General features: G+C 66.7%; 13 protein-coding genes. 6 read left to right on the top strand and 7 right to left on the bottom strand.

Annotated elements, in window-relative coordinates; genetic code table 11:
* Nucleotides 1-44 precede the first annotated feature (44 nt).
* Complete coding sequence (locus AC23D4_RS17135; protein WP_472886788.1) at nt 45-3,023, bottom strand: L-glutamate gamma-semialdehyde dehydrogenase; 2,979 nt, start codon at nt 3,021-3,023, stop codon at nt 45-47.
* A 105-nt stretch (nt 3,024-3,128) separates the two neighbouring features.
* Between AC23D4_RS17135 and AC23D4_RS17130 the strand changes: the two genes are divergently transcribed.
* Both AC23D4_RS17130 and AC23D4_RS17125 read left to right on the top strand, forming a co-directional pair.
* Nucleotides 3,129-3,602, top strand: a complete 474-nt coding sequence (locus AC23D4_RS17130; protein WP_472886787.1) for an Lrp/AsnC ligand binding domain-containing protein — start codon at nt 3,129-3,131, stop codon at nt 3,600-3,602.
* 59 nt (nt 3,603-3,661) lie between these two features.
* Nucleotides 3,662-4,219: a DUF3617 domain-containing protein gene (locus AC23D4_RS17125; RefSeq protein WP_472886786.1), complete on the top strand. Its 558-nt coding sequence runs from the start codon at nt 3,662-3,664 to the stop codon at nt 4,217-4,219.
* A gap of 70 nt (nt 4,220-4,289) precedes the next feature.
* Here AC23D4_RS17125 and AC23D4_RS17120 read toward each other — a convergent pair whose 3' ends face one another.
* The 3 genes from AC23D4_RS17120 to AC23D4_RS17110 form a co-directional block, all read right to left on the bottom strand.
* Nucleotides 4,290-5,837, bottom strand: a complete 1,548-nt coding sequence (locus AC23D4_RS17120) for a phosphatase domain-containing protein (RefSeq protein WP_472886785.1) — start codon at nt 5,835-5,837, stop codon at nt 4,290-4,292.
* An 8-nt stretch (nt 5,838-5,845) separates the two neighbouring features.
* Complete coding sequence (locus AC23D4_RS17115; RefSeq protein ID WP_305359957.1) at nt 5,846-6,253, bottom strand: hypothetical protein; 408 nt, start codon at nt 6,251-6,253, stop codon at nt 5,846-5,848.
* Between the two features lie 110 nt (nt 6,254-6,363).
* The gene (locus tag AC23D4_RS17110) at nt 6,364-7,092 is read right to left on the bottom strand and encodes a YggS family pyridoxal phosphate-dependent enzyme (protein ID WP_472886784.1); all 729 of its coding nucleotides are present in this window, start codon (nt 7,090-7,092) and stop codon (nt 6,364-6,366) included.
* Between the two features lie 37 nt (nt 7,093-7,129).
* Between AC23D4_RS17110 and AC23D4_RS17105 the strand changes: the two genes are divergently transcribed.
* The 3 genes from AC23D4_RS17105 to AC23D4_RS17095 all read left to right on the top strand — a co-directional run bounded on the left by AC23D4_RS17105 (nt 7,130) and on the right by AC23D4_RS17095 (nt 10,585).
* The gene (locus AC23D4_RS17105; protein WP_472886783.1) at nt 7,130-8,173 is read left to right on the top strand and encodes a type IV pilus twitching motility protein PilT; all 1,044 of its coding nucleotides are present in this window, start codon (nt 7,130-7,132) and stop codon (nt 8,171-8,173) included.
* Nucleotides 8,174-8,373: 200 nt separating this feature from the next.
* Nucleotides 8,374-9,510 carry a PilT/PilU family type 4a pilus ATPase gene (locus AC23D4_RS17100; RefSeq protein ID WP_472886782.1) on the top strand — a complete coding sequence of 379 codons (1,137 nt, stop codon included), beginning with the start codon at nt 8,374-8,376 and terminating at the stop codon, nt 9,508-9,510.
* A gap of 172 nt (nt 9,511-9,682) precedes the next feature.
* Entirely contained in the window at nt 9,683-10,585 is a 903-nt protein-coding gene (locus AC23D4_RS17095) for an NAD(P)-dependent oxidoreductase (RefSeq protein ID WP_472886781.1), read from the top strand.
* A 214-nt stretch (nt 10,586-10,799) separates the two neighbouring features.
* Here AC23D4_RS17095 and AC23D4_RS17090 read toward each other — a convergent pair whose 3' ends face one another.
* Genes AC23D4_RS17090 through AC23D4_RS17080 form a run of 3 tightly spaced genes read right to left on the bottom strand, consistent with a single transcriptional unit; the run spans nt 10,800 to nt 12,514 of the window.
* On the bottom strand, nt 10,800-11,414 hold the full coding sequence (locus AC23D4_RS17090) for a BON domain-containing protein (RefSeq protein ID WP_472886780.1): 615 nt from the start codon (nt 11,412-11,414) through the stop codon (nt 10,800-10,802).
* The gene (locus AC23D4_RS17085) at nt 11,411-12,031 is read right to left on the bottom strand and encodes an SIS domain-containing protein (protein WP_472886779.1); all 621 of its coding nucleotides are present in this window, start codon (nt 12,029-12,031) and stop codon (nt 11,411-11,413) included. The genes AC23D4_RS17090 and AC23D4_RS17085 overlap by 4 nt, the downstream gene beginning before the upstream one ends.
* Nucleotides 12,032-12,058: 27 nt before the next feature.
* Nucleotides 12,059-12,514, bottom strand: coding sequence for a YraN family protein (locus AC23D4_RS17080; protein WP_472886778.1), 456 nt, complete (start codon nt 12,512-12,514; stop codon nt 12,059-12,061).
* Here AC23D4_RS17080 and rsmI point away from each other — a divergent pair.
* Nucleotides 12,514-13,449 (top strand): 16S rRNA (cytidine(1402)-2'-O)-methyltransferase, encoded by a 936-nt coding sequence (rsmI, locus tag AC23D4_RS17075; protein WP_472886777.1) that lies wholly within the window; start codon nt 12,514-12,516, stop codon nt 13,447-13,449. The genes AC23D4_RS17080 and rsmI overlap by 1 nt on opposite strands.
* Nucleotide 13,450: the final 1 nt, after the last annotated feature.

Here is a 13,450-nt window from a genome sequence, read left to right as displayed (position 1 = left end):
GAGGTCGCCCGCGGTCATGCGGGCGACACCCGGTCGGATCAAGGTCAGTGGAGAGCCGGTCCCGCAAACAAGGCCACGTTGCCACCCGCCGCGGTGGTGTTGATGGTCAGCGTCTGCTCGGCGCAGAAACGTTGCAGGTAGTTGGGTCCGCCCGCTTTCGGGCCGGTGCCGCTCAGGCCCTCGCCGCCGAAGGGCTGCACGCCCACCACAGCGCCGATCATGTTGCGGTTCACGTAGACGTTGCCCACCCGCGCGGCGGTGGCCAGCGCCTGCGCGCGGCTGTCGATGCGGGTCTGGATGCCCAGCGTGAGGCCGTAGCCCAGCGCGTTGATCTGGCGGATCACGTCCATCGGGTCGCCGCCCCAGCGCACCACCTGCAGCACCGGGCCGAAGATCTCGGCTTTGACGTCGGCGATGGCCTTCACCTCGAACATCTGCGGCGGGATCAGATTGGGCAGCGTGGTGGCGGCCGGCGCGGCGGCGGGCAGCAGCGGCCTGGCCTGTGCGTGCAAGCGCTGGAGGTGGCGGGTGATGCCTTCAAACGCTTCGGCGTCGATCACCGGGCCGAGGTCGGTCGCCAGCTCGGCAGTGTTGCCCGCCACCAGTTCTTTCGCAGCGCCCTGGATCATTTCGATCACGTGGTCGGCAATGCCTTCGTGCAGACACAGCAGTCGCAGGGCCGAGCAACGCTGGCCGGCGCTGCGGAAGGCGCTCTGCACCACCGCGTCGGCCACCTGCTCGGGCAGGGCCGTGCTGTCGACCAGCATGGCGTTGATGCCGCCGGTTTCGGCGATCAGCGGCACGATGGCGCCGTCTTTCGCGGCCAGCGCGCGCTGGATGATCTTGGCCACCTGCGTGGAACCGGTGAACACCACGCCGGCGATGCCGGCTTGTGCCACCAGCGAGGCGCCCACGGTTTCGCCCGGGCCGTGCAGCAGCTGCAAAGCGTTGGCCGGTACACCGGCGGCGTGCAGCAGCTTCACCGCTTCCAGCGCCACAGCCGGCGTCTGTTCGGCGGGCTTGGCCAGCACCGTGTTGCCGGTGGCCAGCGCGGCGGCGACCTGGCCCATGAAGATGGCGAGCGGGAAGTTCCAGGGGCTGATGCAGACCCAGGCGCCACGGCCTTCGAGGCGCAGGACGTTGCTCTCGCCGGTCGGGCCGGGCAGCGTCTGCGGGGCCATCACGCGCTCCGCGTCGTTGGCGTAGAAGCGCAGGAAGTCCACCGCCTCGCGCACCTCGGACACCGCGTCGCCCCAGGTCTTGTGCGCCTCTTTCACCAGCAGCGCGCAGAAGCGCGGCAGTTGCTGTTGCAGCGCATCGGCGGCGCGGCGCAAGGTGGCCGCGCGCTCGGCCACCGGCGTGTGGTTCCAGCCGGCGAAGGCGGCCACGGCTTTCGCGCATGCGGTCTCGGTCTCGGCCGTGCTGGCCTCGGGAATCGTGGGCACCGGGGTGCTGGCGAGCGCGGCCAGCAGGGGCTCGCGCATCGAGGCCACGGCCAGGTCCAGGCCCTGGCTGTTGGCGCGCTTCGCGCCGTACAGGTCGGCCGGCAGCGGCAACGAAGGTTGCGGCTCCAGGCGCAGCGGCGAGATGAGCAGCTCGTCCATCCCCACCGACTCGTCGGCCAGCTGGTGCACGAAGGAAGAGTTGGCGCCGTTCTCCAACAGGCGGCGCACCAGGTAGGCCAGCAGGTCGCGGTGCGCGCCCACCGGCGCATACACACGGCAGGCCACCAGCGGGTTCTTCAGCACCTCGCGGTAGATGCCTTCGCCCATGCCGTGCAGTCGTTGAAGTTCGAAAGGCACGCCTTGACGGGCTGACATCTGCAGGATCGCCGCGATGGTGCCCGCGTTGTGGGTGGCGAACTGCGGGTAGATCGCGTCGGGCGCGTCCAGCAGCGCGCGTGCGCAGGCGAGGTAGCTCACGTCGGTGTGGTGCTTGTGGGTGAACACCGGGTAGGTGGGCAGGCCCTGCTCCTGTGCGCGCTTGATCTCGGCGTCCCAGTAAGCGCCCTTGACCAGGCGGCACATGAACCGGATCTTGTATTGGCGGGCCAGCGCGGCCACATGTTCGATCAGCTCGACCGCGCGGGTCTGGTAGGCCTGCATCGCCAGGCCCAGGCCGGCCCATTGCGGGCAGTGCTCGGCCACCAGCTGCGCCAGCGCCTCGAACACGTCGAGCGAAAGTTCGAGGCGGTCCACCTCTTCGGCGTCGATGGTCAGGTTGAGGTTGGCCGCCGCCGCGGCGCGGCACAGCGTCCACACGCGAGGCACCAGTTCTTCCATCACACGCCCGTGCTGCACGGCCTCAAAGCGCGAATGCAGGGCGCTGAGCTTGATCGAGATGCCGTCGTTGTGCGCGGGCGAGCGTTTCGGGTCGGCGGTGCGCGCAATCGCAGCGATGGCGTTTTCGTAACTCGCCAGGTAGCGCAACGCATCGGCGTCGGTGCGCGCGCCCTCGCCCAGCATGTCGAAACTGAAGCGCAGCTGGTCCAGCTTCTTGCGCGCCGAGGCCGCTTCTTTCATGCCCTCTTCAATCGTCTGCCCCAGCACGAACTGGCGACCCAGCAGCTGCACCGCGCGCAGCGTGGCCGCGACCACGGTTTTGGCGCCGAGCTTGGCCATCAGACCGGTTTCACCGCCCGACTCCGGCAGAAATTTCTTGGACATCGCAATGGCTGTCGAGGACAAACGAGCCAAGGTGGAGTCGGCCGCGCCGTCAAAGTCTGCCCGGCCCAGCTGGTCCGCGGTCAAGGCGATGGCGGTCTCGGCATCGGGCACGCGCAGCAGCGCCTCGGCCAGGCGCATCAGGGCCAGGCCCTCGGCGCTGGAGATCGGGTATTCCTTGAGCAGGCTTTCCATCGCCCAGAACGGCGGCGGGTTCTCGCGCACAGCGCGCACCCAGGGCGCGGCCACGGTGGCGGCGGCGGCCCAGTCCAGCGCGCCCTGCAGCGCGGCCAGGCGCTGGGCGACGATGGCGGTCTCAGGCCGGTAGGGGAAAGGCAGGCGGTCGGTGGTGCGCGGCATGGAAGTCTCCGGAAATCACCTGATGTGGTGAATATCGAGATGATGCCCATCCACAAGGTGAGTTTTTGATTGTTTTTTAGTCTTTCACCGGATAATTCACCACCCATGACAGAAACCACCCACGAACTCGACCGCATCGACCTGCGCATCCTGAAGGTGCTGCAGGAAGACGGCCGCATCGCCAACCTGAAGCTGGCCGAGGCGGTGGCGCTCTCGCCCACCGCGGTGCTGGCGCGCACCCAGCGCCTGCAGCGCGACGGCTACATCCTGGGTTACGAGGCGCGGCTGAACCCGCTCAAGCTCGGCCGCGGGATGATGGTGTTCGTGGAAGTGCTGCTGGACCGCACCACCCACAACGTGTTTGACGAGTTCAAGGCCGCGGTGCAGGTGCACGACACCATCATGGAATGCCACATGGTGGCCGGCGGCTTCGACTACCTGCTCAAGACCCGCATGGCCGACATGGCCGCCTACCGCGACTTCGCGGGCAGCGTCCTGTGGCAGCTGCCCGGCGTGCGCGAGACGCGCACGTATGCGGTGATGGAAGAGGTCAAGAACAGCAGCCGGCTGCCGCTGTGAAGCTTTGACAAAGCCCCGCCCGCAAGGACAATGAACCCCTTATTAAATGGAGCCTGCCCATGTTGAAACCCCTCGTCACCGTTCTTTCCGCCACCCTGCTCCTGGGTTCGGGTGCTGCACTGGCCCAGACCACCCGCCCCGGCCTGTGGGACATCCAGCACAAGATGGGGGGCGACCCGGAAATCGACCGGGCGATGGCCGAGATGCAGAAGCAGCTTGCGGCCATGCCACCGGCGCAGCGCAAGCAGATGGAGGCCATGATGGGCCAGCAGGGCGTGAGCATGGCACCCGGCTCGAAGGGCGGCATGGCCCTGAAGATCTGCATCACCCCGGAAATGGCGGCGCGCCAGGAGATGCCCAGCCAGACCGAGGGCGACTGCACCACCACCATCCACTCGCGCAGCGCCAGCACGCTGAAGATGAGTTACGTCTGCAAGAACCCGCCGTCGTCCGGCGAAGGCACCTACACCTTCAGCGGTGACACCGCCTACACCATGAAGATGGTCATGAAAACGACCCGCCAGGGCAAGCCCGCGTCCATGACCATGGAAGGCCAGGGAAAATGGCTGTCGGCGGACTGCGGCACTGTCAAGCCGATGGCGCCGCCCAAGCGCTGAACCCCTTCTGTGGGGTCAGAGGCTGAGCGCTCTTCGGGCGTGCCCGGGCAACGCTCAGCCGCTCAGCCGCTCAGAGCAGCCGTCGCATCAGATCGTCTTCGAACTGCTGCAGGAAAGCCTCCTGCGCCTCGGTCTGCACGTAGGCCGGGTCGATGCGGCGCAGGCGTTCGATGGCGGTGGCCGCACTCAGGCCACCGTCGCGCACCAGCCAGGCCGCCAGCACCAGACCGGTGCGTCCCAGCCCTGCCAGGCAATGCACCGCCAGCACCTCACCCGCCTGCAGCAGGCGCTGCATGCGCACCAGCAGCATCTGCATCTGCCCGGTGGACGGGGCTTCCCGGTCAAAGATCGGCAGGTGCGTGTTGGCCAGGCCGTGTATGCGCAGCAGATCCTGTGGCAGGTCCCGCTCGGTCAGGGTGATCAGGTGGGTGACGCCCACCGCCCCCAGCAGGTCGAGGTCGTATTCGATCGGCGCCACCACGCCGGGCTGCGGACAACCCGCCAGCACACCCGGCACGATCCAGCGAAAGCGCCGGGGTCCCTGCCCCCCACTGAGGACCGCCTGCCCCACCATCGAGGCCAGTTCCACCCCCGTGGGCAAGGTCGGCGGCAGCGCAGCGAGACGACGCACCGGCTCTGCAGGCGGGTTGACCATGGCGCGCTTCGTGACAACGGGTTGCGCCATCGCCTCTGACAGGCCCGCCTGGGAGGCACGGGCCACGACCACGGTCGCCGGTTCGGGCCGCCGGGTGGCCTCTTCCTGCGAAGCCGCCACAGCGGCCAGAGCCGCAGGGGGCAGCGGGGCCGGGGCCACCGCGTCGGCGTCCAGATCTTCCGCCCGCGCGTCGGGCGAGGGCAGGTCCAGGCTGCCGCTGCGAAGGAACTGTTCAACCCATTCGTTGGCCGGATGATCGAAAAACCGCTCCGTGGGCTGGTGCGCCAGGATCCGCCCGCCACCGAGCAGGGCCACCGAGTCGGCCAGCAGGCGTGCCTGCTGCTGGTTGTGCAAGGTCACCAGCAGCTTCAGCTCCGTGCCCACCTGGCGCAACCAGTCCAGCAGACTGGCACTTTCGCGAGGGTCCAGCCCATAGGTGGGTTCGTCCACCAGGAGCATCTCCGAGCCGGCCGCCGCCAGAGCGAGCACGCGCACACGCCGCTGCTGCGACGAGGGCAAGTCCATCATGGGCTGGTCCAGCAACCCCGCCAGCTCCACCGCCTGGAACCGTTCCAGGCACTCCTGTGCCCAGGCACGCCACTGAACGCCGCTGCGATGCCCGTCTGCGGACTGCGCTTCCCGCAGCACCTCGAACACGGTGCGTGCCGGGCTGCGAACGTGCTGAGCGACCAACTGGGGTCGGTATCCCGGTTGCAACGCACGCCCCCGGAGCCAGCCGTGGCCCCAGCTGCGGTGCATGGCGTGGCCGTCGAACTGCCCCGCCAGGCTGCGCAGCAAGCTGGACTTGCCGGTCTTGACCGGCCCCATCAGCACATCAATGCCCGTGGGCGCCAGCGCCAGATCGCACTCGGCCAGGATGACCCGGGAACCGAAGGCGAGGCCAAAACCCTGCAGGCACAGGCTGGTGTTGTGCAGTGGCTGCTCCGGTGAGTCCGACGCCATGTGCCGGCTCAGACCTTGGACTCCAGCTCGGGCATGGCCATGCGCGCCTTGGTCAGCACCATGCCCAGGTTGGCGGATTTGCGGCACACGAACACCGCCACATAGTTCGAGTAGCGCTTGCCGCGCAGGAACACGTGGATCAGGTTGTCGCTGTTGACGATGATTTCCTGGAAATAGTGGTGATCGCTGCTGGCCAGTCCGCGGGACTTGTTGAACATCTGTTCGATGGCCGTCACGTTGCTGCCCGCGAACAGGTCGCCGGTGGCGGCGGCCACGAGGTCGATCACCTCGCTCGGGTGGGAGTCCACCGTCTTGATCGCCAGCAGCATGCCGGACTGAATGTCGACGTAACCCGCCGCGACGCACTCGGGGATGCCGCCGGATGCGGTGGCCAGTTGTTGATCCAATGTCGACATGAAAGAAATTCCTTGCATACAAATAAACAGAGCCCGGCAGGGTATCTGCTCACTCAGGCACGGGTTGTGCACTATTTCGGGGAACCCCCCAAAACCGATACAAGGTATAACTAAATAGATGAACGGTCCAGCCGTTCTGGCGGTGCGGCGCGGCTGCCGAACACCGCCCGCCCCACGCGCACCATCGTCGAGCCGGCGGCAATGGCGGCGTCGAGATCGTCGCTCATGCCCATGGACAGCGTGTCCAGCCCCAGACCGCGCGCATTCAGTTCGTCAAACAGTGCTCGGGCCTGAAGAAACACGGCGCGCTGGGCTTCAAAACTGTCGGCCGGCTCGGGAATGCACATCAGCCCACGCAACCGCAGGCGCGGCAATTGCGCCACGGCGATGGCCAGGCCGGGCAACTCGGCTGGCGTGACGCCCGACTTGTTGGCGCCGCCATCCACATTCACCTGCAGGCACACCTGCAACGGTGCCCGATCCACCGGCCGCTGCTCGCTCAGTCGCTGCGCGATCTTGAGCCGGTCCACCGACTGCACCCAGTCGAAGTGAGTGGCCACCTGCCGGGTCTTGTTGCTTTGCAGCGGCCCGATGCAGTGCCATTCGATGCCGGCCCCGGGAAGCAAGTCCTGCAAGGCGAGGATCTTCTCCACCCCTTCCTGGACGTAGTTCTCGCCAAAGGCACGCTGACCCGCAAGCCAGGCCTGGCTCACCGCATCCGGCCCAAAGGTCTTGGACACCGCCAGCAGCGTGACGGCGGTCACATCCCGGTCGGCCCGGGCACACGCTGTGGCGATGTGGCCTCGTACCTGTTGGAGATTGTCTTCAATCGTCGTCATAATCAGTCTGTAACACCAACACTGCACGGGACCCGGGATGGACATCACCCAACTGCTCGCTTTCAGCGTCAAGAACAAGGCATCCGATCTTCACCTCTCGGCCGGTCTCCCACCCATGATACGGGTGCACGGTGACGTGCGGCGCATCAACGTCGAGCCGCTGGATCACAAGATGGTCCACACCATGGTGTACGACATCATGAACGACAGCCAGCGCAAGCAGTACGAGGAGTTCCTGGAGTGCGACTTCTCGTTCGAGATCGAAGGTCTGTCGCGTTTTCGCGTCAACGCGTTCAACCACAACCGCGGTGCGGGTGCGGTGTTCCGGACCATTCCCAGCAAGATCCTGACGCTGGAACAGCTCAACGCACCCAAGATCTTTGGCGACCTGGCCTTGCGCCCGCGCGGCCTGGTCCTGGTGACCGGCCCCACCGGCTCGGGCAAATCCACCACGCTGGCCGGCATGGTCAACCACCTCAACGAAACCGAGTACGGCCACATCCTGACGGTGGAAGACCCGGTCGAATTCGTGCACGAGTCCAAAAAATGCCTGATCAACCAGCGTGAGGTGGGGCCCCACACCCTGAGCTTCGCCAACGCCCTGCGTTCGGCCTTGCGCGAAGACCCGGACGCCATCCTCGTGGGCGAAATGCGCGACCTGGAAACCATCCGCCTGGCCATGACCGCGGCGGAAACCGGCCACCTGGTGTTTGGCACGCTGCACACCTCCAGCGCAGCCAAGACCATCGATCGCATCATCGACGTGTTTCCGGCGGAAGAAAAAGACATGGTGCGTGCCATGCTGTCCGAATCGCTGGTGGCGGTGATTTCGCAGACGCTGTGCAAACTCAAGGACGGCAGCGGCCGCGTGGCCGCCCACGAAATCATGATCGGCACCAGCGCCATCCGCAACCTGATCCGCGAAGCCAAGGTGGCCCAGATGTATTCCGCCATCCAGACCGGCAGCGGCGTGGGCATGCAGACACTGGACCAGAACCTGTCTGAACTGGTCAAGCGCAACGTCATCAGCGCGGCCGAAGCCCGAAGCAAGGCCAAAATCCCGGAAAACTTCCCAGGGTAAACATGCTCGCCCCCGTCGCTTGCTCGCTGCGCCCCGGATTGCCGCCTCAAGCGGCATTCCGCTCAGCCGCATCGCCCCCAGGGGGCTTTGCTCCCGGCCCGGCAAAGCCGGTTCCGCCGCGTTCTGAGCTGGCGTTCCAGCTTCCAACATTCCCCGCTCTCTGGAGCGTGGACCAAGTTTTTGAAACAAGGTAGTCCCTCATGGAACGCGACCAGGCATCCAAGTTCATCAACGACCTGCTCAAGCTCATGCTGAGCCGGTCTGGCAGCGACCTGTTCATCACGGCCGACTTTCCGCCCGCGATCAAGGTGGACGGCAAGGTCGTGAAGGTGTCGCCGCAGCCGCTCAACGCGGTGCACACACTGTCGCTGGCACGCGCCATCATGAACGACAAGCAGGCGGCCGAGTTCGAGCGCACCAAGGAATGCAACTTCGCCATCTCGCCACCCGCCATCGGTCGTTTCCGGGTCAGCGCCTTCATCCAGCAGGGCAAGGTGGGCATGGTGATGCGGACCATCCCGGCGGTGCTGCCCACCATCGACAAGCTCGGTCTGCCCCAGGTGATGAAGGACGTCAGTCTGTCCAAGCGCGGCCTGTGCATCCTCGTCGGCTCCACGGGTTCGGGCAAGTCCACCTCGCTGGCCGCCATGGTGGACTGGCGCAACGAGAACACCTTCGGCCACATCATCACCATCGAAGACCCGATCGAGTTCGTGCACCCGCACAAGAACTGCGTGGTCACGCAGCGCGAAGTGGGGCTGGACACCGACAGCTGGGACGCCGCCCTCAAGAACACCCTGCGCCAGGCCCCCGACGTGATCCTCATGGGTGAGATCCGCACGCGCGAGACCATGGAACACGCGATCCAGTTCTCGGAAACCGGTCACCTGTGCATGGCCACCCTGCACGCCAGCAGCGCCAACCAGGCGCTGGACCGGATCATCAACTTTTTCCCCGAAGAGCGTCGCCCGCAGCTGCTGATGGACCTGTCGCTCAACCTGCGCGCCATGATCTCGCAGCGCCTGGTGCCGCGCCAGGACAACAAGGGCCGTTTTGCCGCGGTGGAGGTTCTGCTCAATTCACCGCTGATCTCCGACCTGATCTTCAAGGGCGATGTCGCCGAGATCAAGGAGATCATGAAGAAAAGCAACCAGATGGGCATGCAGACCTTCGATCAGGCCCTGTTCAACGCTTTCGAGGCCAACCTCATCACACTCGAAGACGCCCTGCGCAACGCCGACTCGCTCAACGACCTGCGGCTGCAGATCAAGCTCAACAGCCAGCGCGCCAAGACGGTGGACCTGGCCGCGGGCACCGAGCACATGATGATTGTGTAGAGAAACACCCCCGCGCTGGCATGGCCCACCCCCGCGCTGCGTCCAAGGGCGCGTCATCCCCTCAAGGGGGCAACGCGATGCGGCCCGGCGGAACCGGTTCCGCCGCGTTCTGGGTGGTTCATCTCGCTCCGGCTGAACCGATTTCCCGGCACCTCTGTAAAGGCATCCCCTCATGAGTTCCATCGCCTCAAAAACATACGAATCTGTTGCGCCCAAGAAGGTCGCTTTTCTCGGCCTCGGCGTCATGGGTTTCCCCATGGCAGGGCATCTGGCCCGTGCCGGTCACCCGGTGACGGTCTACAACCGCTCCCCGGCCAAGGCGCAGGCCTGGATGGCCGAGTTCGGCGGCTCGGCCAAGGCGACGCCGCGCGAAGCGGCGATGGGTGCCGACATCGTGTTTTCCTGTGTGGGCAACGACGATGATCTGCGCGCGGTGACGCTGGGGGCCGACGGCGCTTTTGCCGGCATGGCGCCGGGCGCGGTGTTGGTGGACCACACGACCGCCTCGGCCGATGTGGCGCGCGAGCTGTATGGCGCCGCGAAGAACCTGGGGCTCGCGTTTGTGGACGCGCCTGTTTCCGGTGGCCAGGCGGGCGCCCAGAACGGCCTGCTGACGGTGATGTGCGGCGGTGATGCCGCCGAGTTCGAGAAGGTCCAGCCCGTGGCCATGGCCTTCTCCCGCGCCTTCACGCTCCTGGGCGCCAGCGGTGCCGGCCAGCTCGCCAAGATGGTCAACCAGATCTGCATCGCGGGCCTGGTGCAAGGCCTGGCCGAAGCCATCGCCTTCGGCCAGAAGGCCGGCCTGAACATGCCCCAGGTGCTCGACGTGATCGGCAAGGGGGCCGCGCAAAGCTGGCAGCTCGACAACCGCGGAAAAACCATGGTCGCCGACCAGTTCGACTTCGGTTTCGCCGTGGACTGGATGCGCAAGGACCTGGGGCTGGTGCTGGATGAGGCCCGGCGCAACGGCGCGCGCCTGCCGGTGACCGCCCTGGTGGACCAGTTCTACGCCGACGTGCAGGCCATGGGCGGCAACCGCTTGGACACGTCCAGCCTGATCAAGCGCTTGAGGTAACCCCCCCGCGCCGGCTTCGCCGTCACCCCCCAGGGGGCGATGCGCGTGGCCCGGCAGAGCCGGTTCCACCGCATCCTGGGTTAAGGCACCCACGCCGGAGCTAAGGTTTGAGACGAGAGGGGGATTTGGTTCCAGGGCACCGCGGAACCGGCTTTGCCGGGCCGCCAGTGCCGCCCCCTGGGGGGTGTGACGGCGAAGCCGGCGCGGGGGGAGCCTATTTCATCCGGGCCAGCTCTTCTTCGCTGATGATTTCGAACAAACGGACCACGCGTTGCGCGCCCTTGGTCGTGCGCGCCACTTCGGTGGCCTGATCGGCTTCGCGCTGGGTCACACGGCCCATCAGGAACACCGAACCACGTTCGCTCACCACCTTGAAGGAGTTGGTCGAGAGGTTCTTGGCATCCACCAGACCGGCCTTCACACGCCCCGTCAGCAGCGTGTCTTCGGCCTTTTCCCTGAACGTGGGACTGTTGGTGATCTCCAGCTCGTTGAACACCGACGCCACATTGTCCGTCTTGCTGACAGTCTCGCTCGCCAGGGCCTTGTCGCGCTCGTTGGCGACCTCGCCGGTCAACAGCACGCGGCGGTTGTAGCTGGTCACACTGATGCGGGCGCGGCTGCCCATCTGCTCGCGCAGGTGGCTGGCGGCGCGCAGTTCAATGCCCTGATCGTCCAGTTGGGCCCCGGAGCTGCGCCGGTCGGTGGCCACGACGGCGCCGGTCAAGGCCCCACCCACCATCAATGGCGCGCAGGCGGACACGGTGGCCGCCAGCGCGGCCACACCCAGGATGCTGGCCGCCAGACGGCCGGTCGACGGGAAACGTTTCATGCGAGGTTCTCCTGTTCGTTGGTCAAGGTGTCAGGCAGGCCCAGCAACTGGGCGTCCACGCCGTCACAGATGCAGTGCAACACCAGGTGCTGCACTTCCAGAATCCGGGCCGGCAGCTCATGCGGCACGCACACGTGCACATCGGTATCGCGCAACAGCTGCGCCAGGCGCCCGCCGCGCGCGCCCGTGAGCGCCACCACCGACATGTCGCGTTCGTGAGCCGCTTCAATGGCCGCGATCATGTTGGCCGAATTGCCGGTGGTGGACAGTGCCAGCAGCACATCCCCCGCCTGACCCAGGGCCCGCACCTGACGGGCAAAGATCGCGCGGGCGTCAAAATCGTTAGCGATACCGGTCAGCACCGCCGCATCGGCCGACAGCGAAAACGCCGCCAGCTCGGGGCGCTCGCGGTCGTAACGACCCACAAAGCTGGCCGCAAAGTGCTGGGCAGCCGCGGCCGAGGGTCCGTTGCCGCAGCTCAACACCTTGCCCCCGCCGGTCACGCAGGCCAGCACCGCGCCAATGGCCGCTTCCACCACCGGTGCGAGCGACTGCGCACACTGGTATTTCAGGTCGGCGCTGTCGATGAACTGTTGTTGTATCCGTTGCAAGAGCATGAGTGGATCATAGCGGTGGGTGAAGTATCAAAAGGTTGCGCTCGCATCAAATGCCGCGCGATGCCATTCGAGGTGCACCGACGCGGCGCCGTCGCCTTCCGGGGCACCCTTGCGCCCCTGGATCAGCACCACATCGAAGCGGCATGGGGGTTCTGAGCCGAGCCGCAGCAAAAAGTGCCGCGCCGCGAAAACGATGCGGCGCTGCTTGAGCGCGGTGATGCTGCCGCCGGCCCCGCCGCGGGAGGCGCTGGCGCGCTGGCGCACCTCGACGAACACCAGCGTGCCGTCACGGTCGCGCATAATCAAATCGACCTCGCCACCGCCGCGCCCGGGTGTCCTGAAGTTGCGCTGCACCAGGCGCAGGCCGTGGCGCTGCAGATGCTCCAGTGCAGCATCTTCGGCGGCATCGCCGCGCTGTTTGGTGGTGACGGGCGGGCCGCTGTCGGCCGGACCCGATGGGCCCTGTTTTCTGGAAAACCACATTGTCTGCAAGCACTCCATCCCTGTTGGCCGCCGCGCGTGAAGCGGCCGCTCACCAGCATTATCCGCAGGGCGCGCTCTACATGGTCGCCACGCCGATCGGCAACCTGGCCGACATCGGCCTGCGCGCGCTGCAGGTGCTGTCGCTGGTCGATACCGTGGCCTGCGAGGACAAACGCCACACCGCCGCCCTGCTGCAGGGCTATGGCCTGCACAAACCGCTGCTGGCGCTGCACGAGCACAACGAGTCCGAGGCGGCGCAGACCGTGTTGCAGCGCCTGCAGGAAGGCCAGCGCGTGGCCTACGTGAGCGATGCCGGCACGCCGGGCGTGAGCGATCCCGGTGCGCGGCTCGCCGCGGCCGTGACCGCGGCGGGACTTCGCTGCGTGCCGATTCCCGGCGCCAGCAGCATCACGGCGCTGCTCAGCGTAGCGGGTTTCACCCACCAGGCGGGAGGCTGGAACGGTCGCTTCGTGTTCGCGGGTTTTCTCTCGCCCAAGGCGGCCGAGCGCCAGCGCGAGGTGCAGCAGATCGGTGCCGATGCACGCGCCTGCGTGCTGCTGGAAGCGCCGCACCGCATCGAAGCCCTGGCCAGGGACTTGGCCGTTCTCGGCGAACGCGCGCTCACCGTGGGCCGCGAGCTGACCAAACAATTCGAAGAAGTGGCGCAGTTGCCGGCGCGGGAGTTCCCTGCCTGGCTGCAGGCCGGTGCGCACCGCACCCGCGGTGAATTCGTGCTGATGGTGCACCCGCAAGCCGCTGCCAGCGGGGAAGAAACGGCCCTGGATGCCGCGGCCTTGCGCACGCTCGACCTGCTGCTGGCCGAGCTGCCGGTGAAAACCGCCGTGCGCCTGTGCGCCGAGATCACCGGTCAGCCGCGCAACGCGCTCTATGACGCGGCCCTGGCCCGGCGCAAAACCGCTCCCGAAGCCGACTGAT

The organism is Hydrogenophaga sp. L76 (assembly GCF_057654755.1).
This window is presented reverse-complemented; position numbering and strand designations above follow the sequence as displayed.

Excerpts from the sequence above, each read along its gene's own strand:
- AC23D4_RS17135 (WP_472886788.1), bottom strand. The coding sequence starts at position 3,023 with ATGCCGCGCACCACCGACCGCCTGCCTTTCCCCTACCGGCCTGAGACC.
- AC23D4_RS17130 (WP_472886787.1), top strand. The coding sequence starts at position 3,129 with ATGACAGAAACCACCCACGAACTCGACCGCATCGACCTGCGCATCCTG.
- AC23D4_RS17125 (WP_472886786.1), top strand. The coding sequence starts at position 3,662 with ATGTTGAAACCCCTCGTCACCGTTCTTTCCGCCACCCTGCTCCTGGGT.
- AC23D4_RS17120 (WP_472886785.1), bottom strand. The coding sequence starts at position 5,837 with ATGGCGTCGGACTCACCGGAGCAGCCACTGCACAACACCAGCCTGTGC.
- AC23D4_RS17115 (WP_305359957.1), bottom strand. The coding sequence starts at position 6,253 with ATGTCGACATTGGATCAACAACTGGCCACCGCATCCGGCGGCATCCCC.
- AC23D4_RS17110 (WP_472886784.1), bottom strand. The coding sequence starts at position 7,092 with ATGACGACGATTGAAGACAATCTCCAACAGGTACGAGGCCACATCGCC.
- AC23D4_RS17105 (WP_472886783.1), top strand. The coding sequence starts at position 7,130 with ATGGACATCACCCAACTGCTCGCTTTCAGCGTCAAGAACAAGGCATCC.
- AC23D4_RS17100 (WP_472886782.1), top strand. The coding sequence starts at position 8,374 with ATGGAACGCGACCAGGCATCCAAGTTCATCAACGACCTGCTCAAGCTC.
- AC23D4_RS17095 (WP_472886781.1), top strand. The coding sequence starts at position 9,683 with ATGAGTTCCATCGCCTCAAAAACATACGAATCTGTTGCGCCCAAGAAG.
- AC23D4_RS17090 (WP_472886780.1), bottom strand. The coding sequence starts at position 11,414 with ATGAAACGTTTCCCGTCGACCGGCCGTCTGGCGGCCAGCATCCTGGGT.
- AC23D4_RS17085 (WP_472886779.1), bottom strand. The coding sequence starts at position 12,031 with ATGCTCTTGCAACGGATACAACAACAGTTCATCGACAGCGCCGACCTG.
- AC23D4_RS17080 (WP_472886778.1), bottom strand. The coding sequence starts at position 12,514 with ATGTGGTTTTCCAGAAAACAGGGCCCATCGGGTCCGGCCGACAGCGGC.